The organism is Enterobacter sp. 22499 (assembly GCF_052044815.1).
Taxonomy (GTDB): Bacteria; Pseudomonadota; Gammaproteobacteria; order Enterobacterales; family Enterobacteriaceae; genus Enterobacter; species Enterobacter bugandensis.
Genome location: NZ_JBQENR010000001.1, coordinates 175,977 through 194,327, shown reverse-complemented (window position 1 = coordinate 194,327; position 18,351 = coordinate 175,977). Strand labels below are relative to the sequence as shown.

Sequence of the window (18,351 nt, the reverse complement as noted above, 5' to 3'; positions counted from 1 at the left end):
CGTCATGAACGCCATGCGCATGTTCATCGCTCTTGTATGGCTTTCCGGACTGCTGCCAGGGATGGCGCAGGCATCGGATGCCGATCGTTTTGTTGCCGCCAGCCGCGGCCAGCAGGCGGAGCTCCTCACGCAGTGGGCCGCCGCGCCGGATGCCGCCAGGCTTCCGCTGCTTCAGTCCCTGCAAAAGGAAAACCTGTATACCGACAGCCAAAAGCACGCCTTTGCGAAGCGTAATGGCGAAATGGTTTCGCTCGGTGACGCCCGCGCGGCAGTAGGGCAAACCAAAGCCGTACGCCTGACGAACCGGCTGCGCGTGCTGGCTGCAACGGCCATTGCCACGCATCAGCTTGTTAGTGACAGTGTCACCGAAAGGCGGGCTGCAGCCCGTCAGCTCCAGCGGGATGCTCAGCTCGACATGCTCGCTTTTCTGGAAAAGCGCGCCGGGGATGAAGCGGACGCTGTGGCGCGGCAGGCGCTCCTGCTGGCGGTAGCGAATCTCCAGCTGGCGAGCCCGCAGCCGGAGGTGCGCCGCAGGGCCGTCGAACTGCTGGGCCAGTCAGACGATCCGGACGTACAGTCCAGACTCACGCCGTTTACCCAGGCGCAGACCGAGCCGGACGCCGGCGTGCGCGCGGCCGCAGAAGAGAGCCTTAGCCAGATTACGCATCGCCTGATGTGGGGCGATCTGCTGGGCCAGGCGTTTATGGGGCTTTCTCTGGGGTCGGTGTTGCTGCTGGCCGCGCTGGGGCTCGCGATCACCTACGGCCTGCTGGGCGTCATTAACATGGCCCACGGCGAGATGCTGATGCTGGGGGCGTACGCCACGTGGATGGTGCAGCAGGCAATGACCGGGCTTGCGCCTCAGTGGCTGGCGCTCTATCCCGTTATCGCCTTGCCGGTAGCGTTCTGCCTGACGGCGGGCATTGGAATGGTGCTGGAGCGCACCGTGATCCGTCACCTGTACGGTCGTCCGCTGGAAACGCTGCTGGCGACCTGGGGGATCAGCCTGATGCTCATCCAGCTGGTGCGCATGACCTTTGGTGCCCAGAACCTCGAGGTGGCAAACCCGGCATGGCTTTCCGGCGGGGTACAGGTTTTTGCTAACCTTACCCTGCCGTGGAACCGCATTGTGGTGCTGGGCTTCGTGCTGCTGGTGCTGTTCTTCACCTGGCTGATTCTGAATAAAACCCGTCTTGGTCTGAACGTGCGCGCGGTGACGCAAAACCGCAGCATGGCCGCCTGCTGCGGGGTACCGACCGGGCGCGTCGATATGCTGGCGTTTGGGCTGGGCTCAGGGATCGCCGGGTTAGGCGGCGTGGCGTTATCCCAGCTGGGTAACGTCGGGCCGGAGCTTGGTCAGGGGTACATCATCGACTCGTTCCTCGTAGTCGTTCTCGGTGGCGTAGGCCAGCTGGCAGGCAGCGTGGCTGCCGCGTTCGGGCTGGGCATTTTCAATAAAATCCTTGAGCCGCAGATGGGGGCGGTGCTGGGCAAGATCGTGATTCTGGTGGCGATCGTCCTGTTTATCCAGAAGCGCCCTCAGGGGCTGTTTGCGCTGAAAGGGAGGGTGATTGACTGATGAGCCAGCCGCTGACCTTAACGCTGGCGCGTAAAGCGCCGCGCACGACACAGATTGCAGGCAGCCTGCTGGTGGCGTGTCTGCTGATTTTACCGTTTTTCGCCTTGCTGCCCGCCACGCATCCGCTGGCGCTGTCGACCTGGATGCTGACGCTCATCGGCAAGATCCTCTGCTATGCCATCGTTGCGGTGGCGCTGGATCTGGTGTGGGGCTACGCCGGCATGCTCTCTCTTGGACACGGCATCTTCTTCGCCCTGGGCGGCTATGCGATGGGCATGTACCTGATGCGCCAGGCGTCAGGCGACGGCCTGCCCGCGTTTATGTCGTTTCTCTCCTGGAGCGAGCTGCCGTGGTTCTGGTGGGGCACCCAGCACTTTGCCTGGGCACTGGTGCTGATCGTGATGGTGCCGGGTTTGCTGGCGCTGGTGTTTGGCTGGTTTGCCTTCCGCTCGAAGATCAAAGGGGTTTACTTCTCGATTATGACCCAGGCGCTGACCTACGCGGGCATGCTGCTGTTCTTTCGCAACGAAACCGGCTTCGGCGGCAATAACGGCTTTACCGGCTTCACCACGCTGCTCGGGTTTTCGGTGACGGAAACGACCACCCGCATCGCGCTGTTCCTGGCGACGGTGCTGTTGCTGCTTCTGGCGTTGGGCACCGGATTTGCGCTGGCGAAGAGCAAGTTTGGCCGCATCCTGACCGCCGTGCGCGACGCGGAAAACCGCCTGACGTTCTGCGGGTACGATCCGCGCGGGTTCAAGCTGCTGGTGTGGACGCTCTCCGCCGTGCTGTGCGGCCTGGCGGGGGCGCTGTACGTTCCGCAGGTGGGCATTATTAACCCCGGTGAAATGTCGCCGACCAACTCGATAGAAGCCGCCATCTGGGTGGCGCTGGGCGGGCGCGGCACCCTGGTGGGGCCGGTGATTGGCGCGGCGCTGGTGAACGGGGCGAAAAGCTTCTTTACCGTTGCCATGCCGGAGTACTGGCAGCTGTTTCTGGGGCTGATTTTTATCGCCGTCACGCTGTTCCTGCCGCGCGGCGTCTACGGTCTGTTGCGTAAGGGAGAGAAATAATGCAGCCAACGGAAGAGTTATTTACCCGCCAGTTGCCCGGCGATCGCTACCGGGACCAGACTGACCCGGTGCTTCAGCTTGAGGCCATTAACGTCAGTTTCGACGGCTTCCAGGCGCTGACCGATCTCTCCCTGAATATCGGCGTGGGCGAGTTGCGCTGCGTGATTGGCCCCAACGGGGCGGGTAAAACCACGCTGATGGACGTGATCACCGGCAAAACCCGACCCAAAAGCGGGAGAGCGATTTACGACCAGTCCATCGACCTGACCGGGCTGGAGCCTGCGGCCATTGCCCGTCAGGGGATTGGCCGAAAATTCCAGAAACCCACGGTCTTTGAAGCGCTGACGGTGTGGGAGAACCTTGAGATCGCCATGAAAACCGATAAATCCGTCTGGGCGAGCCTGCGGGCAAAACTCAACGGCGAGCAGCGGGACCGCATTGACGAGATGCTGGTTCTTCTGCGCCTTGGCAGCGAGCGGGACCGTCGCGCCGGGCTGCTTTCGCACGGGCAGAAACAGTTCCTGGAGATCGGCATGCTGCTGGTGCAGGACCCGCACCTGCTGCTGCTGGATGAACCCGCCGCCGGGATGACCGATGCGGAAACGGAATACACCGCCGAGCTGTTCAAAACCCTGGCGGGCAAGCATTCCCTGATGGTGGTGGAGCACGACATGGGCTTTGTTGAAACGATTGCCGACCACGTCACGGTGCTGCATCAGGGGCGCGTGCTGGCGGAAGGCTCGCTTCGCGAGGTGCAGGCCAACGAGCAGGTGATTGAGGTCTATCTGGGCCGCTAAGGAGCGATGATGTTACAGGTTAACGAACTGAATCAGTACTACGGCGGCAGCCATATCCTGCGCGGCGTGAGCTTCGAAGCCGCTCCCGGTGAAGTCACCTGTCTGCTGGGACGCAACGGCGTCGGGAAAACCACGCTGCTGAAGTGCCTGATGGGGTTGATCCCGGCGAAAACCGGGGAGGTCATCTGGCAGGGTAAAACGATCACCCACAGCAGGCCGCACCAGCGGGTGCAGTCCGGCGTGGCGTATGTCCCGCAGGGCCGCGAGATTTTCCCGCGCCTGACCGTGGAAGAGAACCTTTTGCTTGGGCTGTCGCGTTTTTCCGCCCGCGAGGCAAAGCAGGTTCCTGACGAGATCTGGCAGCTGTTTCCGGTTCTCAAAGAGATGAAGCACCGCCGCGGGGGCGATCTCTCCGGCGGGCAGCAGCAGCAGCTGGCGATTGGTCGCGCGCTGGCGAGCCGTCCGCAGCTGCTGATTCTGGACGAACCGACGGAAGGCATACAGCCTTCCGTCATCAAAGAGATTGGCCAGGTGATCCGCACCCTGGCAAACAGAGGCGATATGGCAATCCTGCTCGTCGAGCAGTTTTACGACTTTGCCGCCGAGCTGGCCGACAGCTATCTCCTGATGTCCCGCGGCACTATCATTCAGCGCGGGAGGGGCGAAAATATGGAGCAGGAGGGCGTTCGCGGGCTGGTTGCGATCTGAAATGTTATAATATAACATCCTCATTCTTATAAAACGGAATGAGGGCGTTACTTTGGCTGCACATATTGGAAAATTTGCCATGACTCTGGGGGCGCTGCTGGTCAGTGGCCAGCTGTTTGCTCACTCGCACGGCCATCAGATGACCGAAGCAGAACAGAAAGCGGCGAACGGCGTGTTTGAGGATAAAGACGTGAAGGACAGAACGCTGTCCGACTGGGACGGCACCTGGCAGTCGGTGTATCCGTTCCTGCTGGACGGTTCGCTGGATCCGGTCTTCAAACAGAAAGCGCAGAAGGATAAAAGCAAAACCTTTGACGAGGTGAAAGCGTACTACCGCAAGGGATATGCCACGGACGTGGATGCCATCGGCATTGAAAATAACGTAATGGAATTCCACAGAGGCAAGGCGGTCAGCAGCTGTCAGTATGACTACAGTGGCTACAAAATTCTGACCTACGCATCGGGCAAAAAAGGCGTTCGCTATCTGTTTGAGTGTAAGGATGCCGACAGCAAGGCGCCGAAGTTCGTGCAGTTCAGCGACCATATCATCGGACCGAAAGCCTCATCGCACTTCCATATTTTTATGGGCAATACCTCCCACGAGGCGCTGCTGAAAGAGATGGACAACTGGCCGACCTATTATCCAAACGAGATGTACAAAGAGCAGGTGGTCGAGGAGATGCTGCACCACTGATGCGTTATTGCCGGGGGGCGGCTTCGCCTTACCCGGCCACTATTTTTTACGCCGCTTTGGGGGATTCGTTCCACGCCTTCACGCTCATTCCCCGCAAAATCATCAGCCAGGCAACGACGATGGCAACCATCATGATTGCAAACAGCGACCAGTGTGGCAGGTTGGTCAGGATAATGCCGGTGATCATCGGGTTTGCCGCCGCGCCGAGCCAGCCCAGCGCCTGCGCGGAAAAATAGCTCGCCTTCATCCCCGGCGGGGCGATGTTGTCGATCAGCATGTATTCACCCGGTGCGTAGATAATCTCACCCAGCGTAAAGATGGCGGCGGCGATGCCCCAGTAAATCAGGTTCTCCCCGGAGAGCATAAAGCCTCCCAGACCCAGGATAAAAAACAGCGTTGCGGCGGTCATTAAAGGCCGAATATTGCTGGCGGAGATCTTCCGCCCCAGCGCGTACTGCAGCGTCACCACCACGGCGGCGTTAACGGGCAGCACCACGGCGACCACCTTCTGGGCAAAATCGCTGTCGGCATTGGCGGCCAGTACGTATTGCGAAATGCAGCTGGCGAACGATCCGCCCACGTAAGACGCGAGCAGGCCGGAGAGGGTGAACCAGAACAGGGCGCGATCTTTCAGCAGCACCGACGGCTGCCAGGGCATCTTCTCCTCGGCGGTATCCAGCGCGACGCTTTTTTGCACGAAGAAATGAATAAACCCGAGCGGCAGCGCAGCGCAGAAGGCCGCCAGCCAGAACGGCAGCTGCAGGCTGTACATCACCAGCAGGGTGCCAATCGGCGGCCCAATCGTCCAGCCAATGTTCAGAAAGCTGTAGTTGAGCGAGAAGACGCGCGCTTTCTGGCTGGAGGTCAGCACGTCCGAGAACCAGGCTTTCAGCACCGTCGAAAAGACGGAATAAGCGCAGTTAATCAGGGAAAAGAACAGCACTACCAGGGTGACGTTATCCACCAGCGGAATCGCGACAAAACCGGCGATAAAAGCCACGATCGCGATCAGCATATAGCGTTTTTTATCAAACTTATCGGCCAGAATACCAAATCCCAGGCTGAACACCACGCCAACGGTCAGCGCAATCGTCAGGGCATAACCAATATTCTCGACGCTCATATTAAACACGCGCGTGAGATAAATGGTCATGAACGGCAGCGTTGCCCCCCGACCGATGGTTAATAACAATGACGATGCCAGCAGCGCTGCGGTTGAGCGCCTGAGAGATGGTTTCATATTCCTTCCCGACGGTTGCTTATGCTTTTTTTAGACGAGTGTTAACAGGATTACCATGACATAAGGGGCTTGTATAGCACCCGATTTATCCCTAAGTGCTTCAGCTGCCTGCCAGAAATAATGATCTTCTCGCGGCACACTTTTTTCTGTTACCTTGAAGTGTTAACAAATTATTAATAATTCAGGGGCAGGGTATGACGCGTAAAGACGGACTGCTGGCGTTGCTGGTGGTCGTGGTATGGGGACTCAATTTTGTGGTCATCAAGCTGGGATTGCACAACATGCCCCCGCTGATGCTGGCCGGTTTGCGTTTTATGCTGGTGGCGTTCCCGGCGCTCTTTTTCGTCGCCCGTCCGAAAATCCCGTTAAAACTGCTGCTGGGCTACGGTCTGACCATCAGCTTTGGCCAGTTCGCGTTTCTCTTCTGCGCCATCAAGTTCGGCATGCCGGCCGGTCTGGCCTCGCTGGTTTTACAGGCGCAGGCGTTCTTTACCATTATTCTCGGCGCGTTCGTGTTTGGCGAACGCCTGCAGGGCAAGCAGCTGGCGGGGATAACGCTGGCGGTATTTGGCGTGCTGGTGCTGATTGAAGCCAGCCTGAACGGTCAGGATGTGGCGCTGCTCGGGTTTATGCTCACGCTGGCGGCGGGGCTGAGCTGGGCGTGCGGCAATATTTTCAACAAGCTGATTATGCAGCACGAGGCGAGGCCTCAGGTGATGTCCCTGGTGGTCTGGAGCGCATTGATTCCGATAATCCCGTTTCTGGTGGCGTCGTTTATTCTGGATGGCCCGGAGGTGATGCTGAACAGCCTGGTCGAGATCGATCTGACCACGATCCTTTCTCTTATCTATCTGGCGTTTGTCGCCACCATCGTGGGCTACGGGATCTGGGGTTCGCTGCTGGGGCGCTATGAGACCTGGCGCGTCGCGCCGCTGTCTTTGCTGGTTCCGGTAGTGGGGCTTGCCAGTGCGGCGATACTGCTGGATGAAACGCTGAGCGCGCTGCAGCTGCTCGGTGCCGTGCTGATCATGGCCGGGCTGTACATCAACGTGTTTGGCCTGCGGGTTCGCCGGGCGGCGCGGGTAAGGGGATAGGGCATAAAAAAGCCCCGCGGCTGCGGGGCAAAAACGAATCAGAGGCCGTGCTGATTATAATAAGGCACGCCTAATTCGTCGGATTTGTCGCTACCAGCACCCATGTGGTTGAAATCATAAGGCGACTGGTCATGTGCTGACGGCAAAATCATCGTGTCATGATTATTTTGCTGCGTTGCACCTGGGGTTTGCTCCGCGAAGGTCTGGCTGGAAAACAGCACCAGCAAGGCGAGGGCGGCGGAGGCGGTAACTTTCATTTTTTCCTCGGTTACGTCTTTTACAGGCGATGATTAACTACAGTGTTTTAACGGATACAGGTAACGGGATTCACCCGGCACACTGGTAATTCGGTACTTATGAGGCGGCACGTCAAAATAGTTCTTGAACGTACGCGTGAGGGTTTGCTGTGATTCAAATCCGTAACGCTCCGCCAGATAAAGGATCGGTTCATTGCTTTCTTTCAGTTTCTGGGCAATTTCCGTCAGCTTGCGGCTGCGAATATATTGACCTAATGAATGACCGGTCTCTTTTTTGAACATCCGTTGCAGGTGCCATTTGGAGTAACCTGAACGCTCAGACACTTTTTCAAGGGAGAGCGGCGATTCCAGGTTATCTTCGATCCAGTCCAAAATGCTATGAATAGTGATAGCGTCAGTATTGCGTCTGGACATCGTCATACCTCTTTTTCTGTTTACGGCAGTATTTTCTTCAGCAAAAGCTCAAGGGTAGCCACTTCATCTGCCGTTAAGTTTTTTGTTAATTCCTGATGCAGTGTTTGTCCTACTAATTGATGACATTGCTCGCACATAGCCGCACCATCGCTGGTGAGCCTGACCAGTACGCCGCGTTTGTCATTCGGGTTAGGGCTTCGTTCTACCCATCCTTTGCAGACGAGACGATCGAGCATGCGGGTTAACGCACCCAGATCGACAGAGAGCACCTTTTTCAGCTCAACCGGCGTGATACACACTTCGCAGCGAATGGAACACAGCACTTTGAACTGTGTTGCGGTGATATCCAGCGGTGACAGGTAGTCATTGAGCAGGCGATCTTTTTTCTGGTTAACCATATGAATAAGACGACCCAGCGGAACAATGTCGTTAAAGATATCACTGGTGCTTTTCACAATGGTTGCCCTGGCAAGTAGTTTAATCACGGCAGATATTATTGCTCAGGCAAGTATAAGTCAACTGAATGAATCAGCCGATGCCACGAATTGCTAAAACGTTTCATGAACGATTTTTGCAACCTTTCAAATCAGGAAGATAACAAACGGGTATCGTTCCCAAAGGAAAACTATCGTTACGTTGTGCCGATGGCTGAACGTCACACTTTCACCCTATAATTGCGATGTTAAATGTGGATAAGGACAATGACGCACTATGTTGGATTTGGTTAAAGCAATTGGTCTCGGGCTGGTGGTACTGCTGCCGTTAGCTAACCCGTTAACGACGGTGGCGCTGTTCCTGGGGCTGGCAGGGAATATGAACAGCGCCGAGCGCAACCATCAGTCGATGATGGCTTCGGTGTATGTGTTTGCCATTATGATGGTGGCCTACTACGCCGGACAGCTGGTGATGAACACCTTCGGGATTTCAATTCCCGGGCTGCGTATAGCGGGCGGGCTGATTGTGGCCTTTATTGGCTTCCGCATGCTGTTCCCGGCGCAGAAAGCGCACGAGTCTCCGGAGGCAACCAGCAAATCTGAAGAGCTGGAGTCCGAACCGAGCGCGAATATTGCTTTTGTACCGCTGGCCATGCCGAGTACGGCCGGGCCGGGTACCATCGCGATGATCATCAGTTCTGCATCGACGGTGCGCGACAGCTCTACCTTCCCGGACTGGGTACTGACCGTTGCGCCACCGCTAATTTTTGCGCTTATTGGGGTTATCGTGTGGGCGTCTCTGCGCAGTTCCGGTGCGATCATGCGCTGGGTGGGCAAGGGCGGTATCGAGGCGATTTCCCGTCTGATGGGCTTCTTACTGGTCTGTATGGGCGTGCAGTTTATTATTAACGGCGTGCTGGAGATTATTAAGACCTACCACTGATGTCAGTGCCGGGTGGCGGCTACGCCTTGCCCGGCACAAACGCACCTCACCCGTGCTGCCCCTGTTCCTCCAGCGCCACCGGCCACTTACGGAAGATGAGTACCGACCAGACGAGCGCGACGAGCGCCGGAATCGCCCCCAGATAGCCAATCGCCGACATCGATACGTGCAGGCTAATCTGATTGCCCACCAGCGCCCCTGCACCAATCCCCAGATTGAATATCCCCGAGAACAGCGACATCGCCACGTCCGTGGCATCCGGCGCCAGGGCCAGGACTTTCACCTGCATGCCGAGACCAATAATCATGATCGCCACGCCCCAGAACAGGCTCAGGATCGCCAGCTGGCTTTCGCTGCCTGACGCAGGCAGCAGCAGCACCAGGCACGCCAGCAGCAGGCCGATGGCGCTGCTCACCAGCAAGGAGGCATGCTGGTTACCCAGTTTACCAAACAGCACGCTGCCAATAATGCCCGCGCCGCCGAGAATGAGCAGTAAGAGGGTGGCAAAGTTTGCGCTAAAGCCCGCGACCACCTGCACAAACGGTTCAATGTAGCTGTACGCCGTGTAATGCGCGGTGACCACGATAACGGTAAGCAGGTAGATACTCAGCAGCGCCGGGCGACGCATCAGCAGCGGCAGGCTTTTCAGCGAGCCGGAGTGTTCGCTTGGCAGCGCGGGCAGCAGCTTAATCAGACACACCAGCGTCACCAGCGCGCCCATGCTGATGGCAAAGAAGGTGGTACGCCAGCCGAAGTACTGTCCTACGATGCGGCCAATGGGCAGCCCCAGCACCATCGCCAGCGCGGTACCGGTGGCAATCAGGCTCAAGGCCTGGGCGCGTTTACCCGCCGGCGCGAGCCGAATAGCCAGCGACGCGGTGATCGACCAGAATACCGCGTGGGCAAAGGCAATGCCGATGCGGCTAATGACCAGCACCGTAAAATTCCACGCCATAAACGACAGGACATGGCTGGCAATGAACAGGGCAAACAGGCCGATCAACAGCCTGCGCCGCTCCATCTGGCTGGTCAGCAACATAAACGGCAAAGACATCAGCGCCACCACCCAGGCGTAGATAGTTAACATAATCCCCACCTGCGCCGTTTCCATCTGGAAGCTTTCTGCTATGTCAGACAACAGCCCAACCGGAACAAATTCTGTGGTGTTAAAAATAAATGCGGCAATGGCCAGCGTGACCACGCGTAGCCACGCGACCCTGCGGGAAACTGTGTTCGTTGTCATAGGGATGTCGGAGATTCGTTGCTGGAAAGATGAGAAGGCGATCTTAAAACGTCATACGGCGAAAACTCAACCATTATGTGACGCAGATCTCAATATTTACCTTATGAAAGCGGTAGCCGGGGGCGTTGTTTTCATTGAATATAAAAGTACGACACAGCAAAAACAGGCGGTAAGACAATGCAGGAGATTGATTTTTATCTGGTAGATGCATTCAGCAATACCTCGTTCGGCGGCAATCCGGCAGCGGTTTGCCCGCTGAACGAATGGCTGCCGGATGAAACGTTACTGAAAATGGCGCAGCAGCATAATCAGTCGGAAACCGCATTTTTCGTCTGCACTAAGGGCGGCATTGAGCTACGCTGGTTTACCACGCTCACTGAAGTCAATCTCTGCGGTCACGCCACTCTGGCCGCCGCGTACGTTCTGTTTAATGAACTCGATTACCCCGACTCGCGGATCCACTTTGATACCGCCTCTGGCCGACTGACGGTCAGCCGGGAGGGCGAGTGGATGACGCTGGACTTCCCGGCGTGCCCGACCCGTGAAGAGACGCCGCCGCCGGAGCTGCTCGCGGCGCTCGGTATCCGCCATTACGTTGAAGCCCGTAAAGGCCGCGCCTGGGTGATTGTGCTGGAAAATCCACGGCAGGTTGAAGCGCTTGCGCCGCGCTTTTCGGCGATGACGCCGGGCGAGCATAAAGTGAGCGTGACGGCACCGGGTGAAGGGGAATATGACTTTGTCAGCCGCTTCTTCTCACCGGGCGTTGCCGTTCCGGAAGATCCGGTGACTGGATCCGCGCACACGATGCTGATCCCCTACTGGAGCGAAAAGCTGGGGAAAACGGCAATGTTTGCCCGTCAGGTTTCGGCGCGCGGCGGGGATGTGCGCTGCGAGCTGAAAGGGGAGCGCGTATTGATGAGCGGTCAGGCGTCGTGCTACCTGAAAGGCACTGTGTATCTGCGCTAAAACTGATAACAAAAGAGGAAGAGACAATGCGGGAAATTGATTTTTATCTGGTGGATGCCTTCAGCGACAAAACCTTTGGCGGCAACGCGGCAGCGGTATGTCCTCTGGAAGAGTGGCTGCCGGACGAGACGCTTCTCAAAATGGCACAGCAGCATAACCAGTCGGAAACCGCGTTTTTTGTGCGTACCGACGGCGGATTTGAACTGCGCTGGTTCACCACGCTGCATGAAATTAATCTCTGCGGCCATGCGACCCTCGCGGCATCACACGTCATTTTTGAGTATCTGGACTATCCGCATACGGAAATCCACTTTACCACGCGCTTCGTAGGGGAGCTGACGGTCAAACGCAGCGGCGACTGGCTGACGCTGAATTTCCCCGCATGGTCCACGGAGGTCGTCGATAACCCACCGCCTGCACTGTTTAGCGCGCTGGGCATCCCGGCGGCAAAAGAGGTGCGCGTCGGGCGAGACTACCTCGTGGTGCTGGAGAGCCAGCAGCAGGTGGAGGCATTAATGCCGGATATTGGCGCGATGGTTCCGCTGGGCAAAATGGTCTGCGTAACCGCGCCGGGCGAAGGGGAATATGACTTCGTCAGCCGCTTTTTCTGCCCGGGCGAAGGGGTGCCGGAAGATCCGGTTACCGGGTCCACGCACAGCATGCTGATCCCCTACTGGAGTGAAAGGCTGGGTAAGACGTCGCTCAACGCCCGCCAGGTGTCGTACCGCGGCGGGGATCTTCGCTGCGAGCTGAAGGGCGACCGCGTACTCATTGCTGGTCAGGCCACCCTGTACCTGAAAGGGCGGATCTTTTTACGCTAGCGGCTGCGCGATAAGTTAATACTATGAAGCAGCCTGGCAGGCCTGCGCTATGTTGACATTGAGTTTCACAAATAAAGCAAGGAGCCTGCCATGTATTCCATTACCTCTGAATCTGCACGTCACCCGGACATTCTTATGCTGATTGCGGCCCTCGACCGTTATCAGAGCGAACTCTATCCCGCCGAAAGCAACCATCTGCTCGATCTTTCAGAACTGCCCGCGACATCCCTTATCCTGATGATCGTCCGCGACCCGCAGCTTCAGGCCGTTGGCTGTGGAGCTATCGTGCTCAATGGCGACGGAACGGGGGAGATGAAGCGGGTTTATATCGATCCGGCCCATCGCGGGCAACATCTGGCTGAGAAGCTGCTGGCCGCGCTGGAAGATGAGGCCCTGAGCCGTCACTGCCATACCGTACGGCTGGAAACGGGCATCAAACAGCATGCCGCGATTCGTCTTTATGAACGAAGCGGCTACGATCGGCGTCCGGCGTTTGCCCCGTATGTGGGCGATCCGCTCAGCCTGTTTATGGAGAAGGCGCTGGTTGAAGACGTTCGTTTAGCAGCGCTATAAACGCTTCCAGCTGGCGGGTCATCGCCCCGCGTCGCCACACCAGCCAGGTAGTGAGCCAGCGCCAGTTTTCCGCCAGCGGCCAGGCTTCAACCTGATGGTGTCCCGGCATACTTTCCAGCATTGAGCGCGGCATCAGCGCGATGCCCGCGCCCGCGATGACGCAGGCGAGCATGCCGTGATAGGACTCCATCTCATGAATGCGTCCCGGCGCGGCTCTGTCTGCATGAAACCAGCTCTCCAGGTGTCGGCGATACGAGCAGTTTGCGCGAAAGGCATAAACATCTCTGCCGCTCACCTGCGCAGCGCGCGTTACCTCCGTCTGCCCGGCAGGGGTGACCAGCATCATCTCTTCCCGGTAGACCGGCATCCCCTCCAGCTCCGGGTGCGACAGCGGCCCGTCGACAAAGGCGGCGCTCAGGGTTCCCTCCAGTACGCCATCAATCATCGTCCCGGACGGTCCGGTAGAAAGGGCAAACTGGATGCGCGGATAGCGCTGGTTAAACTGCGCCAGCGTCTCAGGGATGCGTACGGCGGCGGTGCTCTCCAGCGCGCCGAGGGCAAATAGCCCCTGCGGCTCATCGCCCGCGACGACCATGCGCGCTTCATCCACCAGCGCCAGGATCTGCCTGCTGTAGCGCAGGAAGTTATGCCCGGCGGGAGATAAGCGCAAACGCTGGTTCTCACGGATAAACAGCTCCACGCCAAGATCGGCCTCCAGCTGGCGGATGCGGGTCGTCAGATTCGAAGGTACGCGATGCACCTTCTGCGCCGCCTGGGTGATGCTGCCCGTCAGCGCGACGGCGTTAAACATTTCAAGCTGGGTTAAGTCCATAGCATTCTCGTTTCGTGAATAAGGTGGTCAGTATTATTCATTTTTAAGAAATAGCAGAGTGAGCCACACTTAATCAACCGAAATGCGTGGAGAACATCATGAAATATTCATCTGCTACACATGCTCTGTCCGTTAACCCTGCAACGGGCGAAACGCTCGCCTCGTATCCGTGGGCGACGCAGGAAGAGGTTGAACGTGCCATCGCGCTGGCTGATGCGGGCTTTCGTCACTGGCGGTGCGAAAGCGTAGCCCACCGGGCGCAGAAGCTGCGCGATCTCGGCACCGCGCTGCGCGGTCGCGCGGAAGAGATGGCCCGGATGATGTCCCGCGAGATGGGAAAACCCATTCAGCAGGCGCGTGCGGAAGTGGCGAAATCAGCGGGCCTCTGCGACTGGTATGCCGAACATGGCCCGGCGATGCTGAATGCTGAACCCACGCAGGTCGAGAATAACAACGCGGTCATCGAGTATCGTCCGCTGGGGCCAATTCTGGCGGTGATGCCGTGGAACTTCCCGCTCTGGCAGGTGCTGCGCGGCGCGGTGCCGATCCTGCTGGCAGGTAACAGCTATCTGCTCAAACACGCGCCCAATGTGCTCGGCTCGGCGGAACTTATCGCGCAGATTTTTGCGGACGCCGGCTTCCCTGAAGGGGTATTCGGCTGGGTGAACGCCACCAATGACGGCGTAAGCCAGGCGATTAACGATCGTCGCATTGCGGCGGTAACCGTCACCGGCAGCGTGCGCGCCGGGGCAGCCATTGGCGCGCAGGCGGGGGCGGCGCTGAAAAAATGCGTTCTTGAGCTGGGGGGGTCTGACCCGTTCATCGTTCTCAACGATGCCGACCTGGATCTTGCCGTGAAGGCGGCGGTAGCAGGGCGCTACCAGAATACCGGGCAGGTGTGCGCGGCGGCCAAACGGTTCATTGTGGAAGAGGGTATTGCAGACACCTTTACCCGACGCTTCGTTGACGCCGTCTCCGCGTTAAAGATGGGCTCGCCGGATGAAGAAGAGAACTACCTTGGCCCGATGGCGCGCTATGATCTGCGCGATGAACTGCATCAGCAGGTGCAGGCGAGCCTGGCAGAAGGGGCAACGCTGCTGCTGGGGGGAGAGAAAATCAGCGGTGAGGGGAATTATTACGCGCCAACCGTGCTGGCGAACGTCACCCCGTCGATGACGGCCTTCCGCCAGGAGCTGTTTGGTCCGGTCGCGGCCATTACCGTTGCGAAAGACGCGGCGCACGCCCTGACGCTTGCCAATGACAGCGACTTTGGCCTGTCTGCCACGGTCTTCACCGCCGACGCAGCGCTTGCGGATAAATTCTCTCGCGAGCTGGAGTGCGGTGGGGTGTTTATCAACGGATACAGCGCCAGCGACGCGCGCGTGGCCTTTGGTGGCGTGAAGAAAAGTGGCTTTGGCCGCGAGCTCTCCCATTTTGGTTTGCACGAGTTCTGTAATGTGCAGACGGTGTGGAAGGATCGCGTGTAATTTATTTGGCCCTCATCACGAGGGCCGTTGTCATTTATCTGCAATGGTTCTGTCATTTTCGTTTCGTAGACTCGCACGCGTCTAACGTCTTGTTACTGAAGAAAATTATGAACCTAACGCAAATTTTTCGCCGTATTGCGCAGCGTCTTATCCCTCGCCAGTTTGGCCTGCTGACGGGTATCTTTTGTATTATTGGCCTTTTCTCCGCGCTGCAGCTCTCCTCATCCTTTCTGCTGAACGCCTCCCTGAAGGAAGCTCAGCGCAATGAACGGCAAAACCTGCTGGCGTATCAGCAGCAGAGCAAGCTGGATCTGGCGCGCGTCTCCCTGCTGGCGGCGAGCGATCTGCTCAACCGCTCCGGCGTCTGGTTTATGCAGGATAAAGAAACCGGCTCGGAAGGAAGCTGGCACAGCCTGATGGACGACGCACAAAAGTCGCTGGCGGTTTCTCAGCAGGCATGGAAGGCCTGGCTGGCGCTCAGCCCGCCAAAAGATGAGGCGCTGATTAACAGTTACCAGCTTTTCTACGATGCCATTAAGGAGCAATCGGAAGCGCTTGTCAGAACCAACTCGATTGATGCCTTTTTTGCCGTGCCAGCACAGGCTTTTCAGACCGACTTTAACGACAACTACGCGCGCTATCAGCAGGCCAGCGAGAAGCAGGCCATGCAGGGGCGTCAGGCTTTAATGGCGCAGCTCTCCGGTCTGCAAACGTTGTTCCTGCTGGCGCCGGTTCTGCTGCTCGCCATCGCCGCAGCCGTCTGGTTCGGCATGTCCAGGTGGGTGATTACGCCGTTGCGTCGGCTTATTACACATATTAACCGGCTGGCCGCAGGAGATCTCTCCGGCACGCCGCCAAACGTGATGCGCTTTAACCGGGAGACGGGGCAGCTTAGCGACAGCGTTGCCACCATGCAGCGCGGCCTGCAGCAGCTGGTGACGCAGGTCAGCCACGCCACAGCCACGATGGTAGAGAACATTGGCTCCCTCGCGGAGGGAAACCAGAAGCTGTACCAGCAGTCGGCGCGTCAGGCAAAGGAGCTGGAGGAGGTCACAGCGCATATCGCGACGCTGGAAACCCACGTGGAAGGGAATACCGGCTATGCCCGCCTCGCCAGCTCGCGCGCGGATGAAGCGCGTCAGGCTGCCGTAGGAGGCGACCAGATGATGTCGACCGTGAATGCCTCCATGCAGGCGATCGTCGAGCGATCGTCCGAGATGCGCGGGATCGTGGCGATGATCGACAGCGTGGCGTTTCAGACTAACATTCTGGCGCTCAACGCCGCCATTGAGGCCGCCCATGCAGGAAACCAGGGGCGCGGGTTTGCCGTCGTCGCCCGGGAAGTCGGGCTCCTGGCGCGAAAGAGCAGCCACTCGACGCAGACCATTCAGGAGTTGATCAACCGCTCCGTGCAGGGCATTGAAGACGGCTCCCGCGCCGTGAATCTGATGGAAGAGAACCTGCAGCAGGTCACCGGTCTGGTGGGCAATTTAAGCAGTTTGCTGAATGAAATCTCGACCGCCACGCTCAGTCAGGGAGAAAGTATTCACCAGATGACGCGCCAGCTACAGGCGCTGAATCAGGTTTCACGCCAGACGGATATGCTGGTTTCTGACGCCTCGGAGGCCTCTGAACGCCTGCAAAAGCAGTCCGATCTTTTATTGCTGGCCGTTTCGCGTTTTCGTCTTAGCGCCTGACGCAATACATTAGCCTCTGTTATACTCGCAGCCCGTTTTAGCCTGAGGGCAAGGAGCAAAGAGTGGCTGCGGTCATCCATAATGAGATGCTGGACGAGATTCTGGCGCAGGTTCGTCCGTTATTGGGAAAGGGGAAGGTGGCCGACTACATTCCGGCCCTTGCCTCGGTGAGCGGGAATAAGCTGGGCATCGCTATCTGTACCATAGACGGACAGCGATACCAGGCAGGCGATGCCACTGAACGCTTTTCTATTCAGTCTATTTCTAAAGTGCTGAGTCTGGTCGCGGCGATGCGCCAGTATGAGGAAGAAGAGATCTGGCAGCGCGTGGGAAAAGATCCGTCCGGCCAGCCCTTTAACTCACTGCTTCAGCTCGAAATCGAACAGGGTAAACCGCGTAACCCCTTTATCAACGCCGGGGCGCTGGTGGTCTGCGATATGCTGCAAAGCCGCCTCAGCGCACCGCGTCAGCGAATGCTTGAGATTGTTCGTCAGCTTTCTGGCGTGGACGACATTGCCTATGATTCAGTGGTGGCGCGCTCGGAGTTTGAACACTCCGCCCGCAACGCGGCTATCGCCTGGCTGATGAAATCCTTTGGTAACTTCCACAACGACGTGGCGACCGTGCTGCAAAACTACTTCCATTATTGCGCCCTGAAGATGAACTGCGTTGAGCTGGCTCAGACGTTTCTGTTCCTTGCGCACCAGGGGCACGCGCCGCATCTCGATCAGGAGGTGGTTTCCCCGCTTCAGGCCCGTCAGGTTAACGCCCTGATGGCTACCAGCGGCATGTATCAGAACGCCGGGGAGTTTGCCTGGCGGGTTGGCCTTCCGGCCAAATCGGGCGTTGGCGGCGGGGTGGTGGCGATTGTGCCACATGAAATGGCGATTGCCGTCTGGAGCCCGGAGCTGGATGAAACGGGAAATTCACTTGCCGGCGTGGCGGTTCTGGAGAAGCTGACCCAGCGCCTGGGACGTTCTGTATACTGATGTCTGACCTGGATCCCCTTTTTTCCCGCCTGGCGCGATCGACGTTTCGCTCGCGCTTCCGCTTAGGCAATAAGGAACGACAGTACTGCTGGGACAAAGGCCCCGAAACCATTGACCAGCATGCCGCCGATTTTGTCGCTAAACGCCTTGCACCCGCGCAACCCGCAAACGACGGCAAGCAGACGCCCATGCGTGGCCACCCGGTGTTTATCGCCCAGCATGCCACCGCGACCTGCTGCCGGGGCTGTCTGGCAAAATGGCATAACATTCCCCAGGGCGTGCAGCTGAGCGCGCAGCAGCAACATTATATCGTCAGCGTGATCCACCGCTGGCTGGTGATACAGATGAACGCCCAAAAATGATATTTAATGCGTTCTGCGCTTACCGCCTGCAGCCTCGTACCCGGCTGGCGGACGAGCAAATCGTCATAACGCATTGACGTGAAATGGATAGCGGCTTAACAGGACGTCGAACGCTGACAATGTCTCGGTTTAAGCTACGCTTTGAGTA

At 58.1% G+C, this 18,351-nt stretch carries 20 protein-coding genes; 14 read left to right on the top strand and 6 right to left on the bottom strand.

Annotation, left to right across the window (positions count from 1 at the left end):
• Positions 1-4 precede the first annotated feature (4 nt).
• Genes urtB through zinT form a run of 5 tightly spaced genes read left to right on the top strand, consistent with a single transcriptional unit; the run spans position 5 to position 4,851 of the window.
• Positions 5-1,579, top strand: coding sequence for an urea ABC transporter permease subunit UrtB (gene urtB, locus ACTJI7_RS00925; RefSeq protein WP_440669513.1), 1,575 nt, complete (start codon positions 5-7; stop codon positions 1,577-1,579).
• The gene (gene urtC / locus ACTJI7_RS00920) at positions 1,579-2,652 is read left to right on the top strand and encodes an urea ABC transporter permease subunit UrtC (protein WP_045630411.1); all 1,074 of its coding nucleotides are present in this window, start codon (positions 1,579-1,581) and stop codon (positions 2,650-2,652) included. Before urtB ends, urtC begins: the two co-directional genes overlap by 1 nt.
• Complete coding sequence (gene urtD / locus ACTJI7_RS00915; RefSeq protein WP_041910005.1) at positions 2,652-3,449, top strand: urea ABC transporter ATP-binding protein UrtD; 798 nt, start codon at positions 2,652-2,654, stop codon at positions 3,447-3,449. Before urtC ends, urtD begins: the two co-directional genes overlap by 1 nt.
• A 9-nt stretch (positions 3,450-3,458) precedes the next feature.
• Positions 3,459-4,157: an urea ABC transporter ATP-binding subunit UrtE gene (gene urtE, locus ACTJI7_RS00910; protein WP_028013134.1), complete on the top strand. Its 699-nt coding sequence runs from the start codon at positions 3,459-3,461 to the stop codon at positions 4,155-4,157.
• Between the two features lie 52 nt (positions 4,158-4,209).
• Positions 4,210-4,851 carry a metal-binding protein ZinT gene (gene zinT / locus ACTJI7_RS00905; RefSeq protein WP_028013135.1) on the top strand — a complete coding sequence of 214 codons (642 nt, stop codon included), beginning with the start codon at positions 4,210-4,212 and terminating at the stop codon, positions 4,849-4,851.
• A gap of 46 nt (positions 4,852-4,897) precedes the next feature.
• Here zinT and ydeE read toward each other — a convergent pair whose 3' ends face one another.
• On the bottom strand, positions 4,898-6,091 hold the full coding sequence (gene ydeE, locus ACTJI7_RS00900) for an efflux MFS transporter YdeE (RefSeq protein WP_028013136.1): 1,194 nt from the start codon (positions 6,089-6,091) through the stop codon (positions 4,898-4,900).
• A gap of 194 nt (positions 6,092-6,285) precedes the next feature.
• Between ydeE and eamA the strand changes: the two genes are divergently transcribed.
• On the top strand, positions 6,286-7,185 hold the full coding sequence (gene eamA / locus ACTJI7_RS00895) for an O-acetylserine/cysteine exporter (protein WP_028013137.1): 900 nt from the start codon (positions 6,286-6,288) through the stop codon (positions 7,183-7,185).
• Positions 7,186-7,223: 38 nt separating this feature from the next.
• Here the strand turns inward: eamA and marB are convergent, their stop codons facing one another.
• From marB to marR, 3 genes are read right to left on the bottom strand one after another with little or no spacing between them, the layout of a single operon-like run.
• Positions 7,224-7,442, bottom strand: coding sequence for a multiple antibiotic resistance protein MarB (gene marB / locus ACTJI7_RS00890; protein ID WP_028013138.1), 219 nt, complete (start codon positions 7,440-7,442; stop codon positions 7,224-7,226).
• A gap of 33 nt (positions 7,443-7,475) precedes the next feature.
• Positions 7,476-7,856 (bottom strand): MDR efflux pump AcrAB transcriptional activator MarA, encoded by a 381-nt coding sequence (gene marA / locus ACTJI7_RS00885; protein ID WP_008502237.1) that lies wholly within the window; start codon positions 7,854-7,856, stop codon positions 7,476-7,478.
• 20 nt (positions 7,857-7,876) lie between these two features.
• The gene (gene marR, locus ACTJI7_RS00880) at positions 7,877-8,311 is read right to left on the bottom strand and encodes a multiple antibiotic resistance transcriptional regulator MarR (RefSeq protein WP_063154054.1); all 435 of its coding nucleotides are present in this window, start codon (positions 8,309-8,311) and stop codon (positions 7,877-7,879) included.
• Between the two features lie 256 nt (positions 8,312-8,567).
• On the opposite strand from marR, the gene ACTJI7_RS00875 reads away from it, so the two are divergent.
• Positions 8,568-9,233 carry a MarC family NAAT transporter gene (locus ACTJI7_RS00875; protein WP_323307185.1) on the top strand — a complete coding sequence of 222 codons (666 nt, stop codon included), beginning with the start codon at positions 8,568-8,570 and terminating at the stop codon, positions 9,231-9,233.
• Positions 9,234-9,279: 46 nt separating this feature from the next.
• On the opposite strand, the gene ACTJI7_RS00870 is transcribed toward ACTJI7_RS00875, so the two are convergent.
• Positions 9,280-10,476 (bottom strand): sugar transporter, encoded by a 1,197-nt coding sequence (locus ACTJI7_RS00870; protein WP_192979211.1) that lies wholly within the window; start codon positions 10,474-10,476, stop codon positions 9,280-9,282.
• Between the two features lie 177 nt (positions 10,477-10,653).
• Between ACTJI7_RS00870 and ACTJI7_RS00865 the strand changes: the two genes are divergently transcribed.
• From ACTJI7_RS00865 to ACTJI7_RS00855, 3 genes are all read left to right on the top strand, one after another.
• Entirely contained in the window at positions 10,654-11,442 is a 789-nt protein-coding gene (locus ACTJI7_RS00865; protein WP_126345557.1) for a PhzF family phenazine biosynthesis protein, read from the top strand.
• A 26-nt stretch (positions 11,443-11,468) separates the two neighbouring features.
• Positions 11,469-12,263: a PhzF family phenazine biosynthesis protein gene (locus ACTJI7_RS00860; protein ID WP_048999560.1), complete on the top strand. Its 795-nt coding sequence runs from the start codon at positions 11,469-11,471 to the stop codon at positions 12,261-12,263.
• A 90-nt stretch (positions 12,264-12,353) separates the two neighbouring features.
• Positions 12,354-12,836 carry a GNAT family N-acetyltransferase gene (locus tag ACTJI7_RS00855; protein WP_063154056.1) on the top strand — a complete coding sequence of 161 codons (483 nt, stop codon included), beginning with the start codon at positions 12,354-12,356 and terminating at the stop codon, positions 12,834-12,836.
• Here the strand turns inward: ACTJI7_RS00855 and ptrR are convergent.
• Entirely contained in the window at positions 12,790-13,668 is an 879-nt protein-coding gene (ptrR, locus tag ACTJI7_RS00850) for a putrescine utilization regulator PtrR (RefSeq protein ID WP_063154058.1), read from the bottom strand. The two genes, ACTJI7_RS00855 and ptrR, sit on opposite strands and share 47 nt — an antisense overlap.
• A 98-nt stretch (positions 13,669-13,766) precedes the next feature.
• On the opposite strand from ptrR, the gene sad reads away from it, so the two are divergent.
• The 4 genes from sad (at position 13,767) to ACTJI7_RS00830 (ending at position 18,203) form a co-directional block, all read left to right on the top strand.
• On the top strand, positions 13,767-15,155 hold the full coding sequence (gene sad / locus ACTJI7_RS00845; RefSeq protein WP_063154060.1) for a succinate-semialdehyde dehydrogenase: 1,389 nt from the start codon (positions 13,767-13,769) through the stop codon (positions 15,153-15,155).
• 107 nt (positions 15,156-15,262) lie between these two features.
• Positions 15,263-16,852, top strand: coding sequence for a methyl-accepting chemotaxis protein (locus ACTJI7_RS00840; protein ID WP_440669507.1), 1,590 nt, complete (start codon positions 15,263-15,265; stop codon positions 16,850-16,852).
• 62 nt (positions 16,853-16,914) lie between these two features.
• Positions 16,915-17,841, top strand: coding sequence for a glutaminase B (glsB, locus tag ACTJI7_RS00835; protein WP_028013148.1), 927 nt, complete (start codon positions 16,915-16,917; stop codon positions 17,839-17,841).
• Positions 17,841-18,203: a DUF4186 domain-containing protein gene (locus tag ACTJI7_RS00830; protein ID WP_045260515.1), complete on the top strand. Its 363-nt coding sequence runs from the start codon at positions 17,841-17,843 to the stop codon at positions 18,201-18,203. Before glsB ends, ACTJI7_RS00830 begins: the two co-directional genes overlap by 1 nt.
• Positions 18,204-18,351 lie beyond the last annotated feature (148 nt).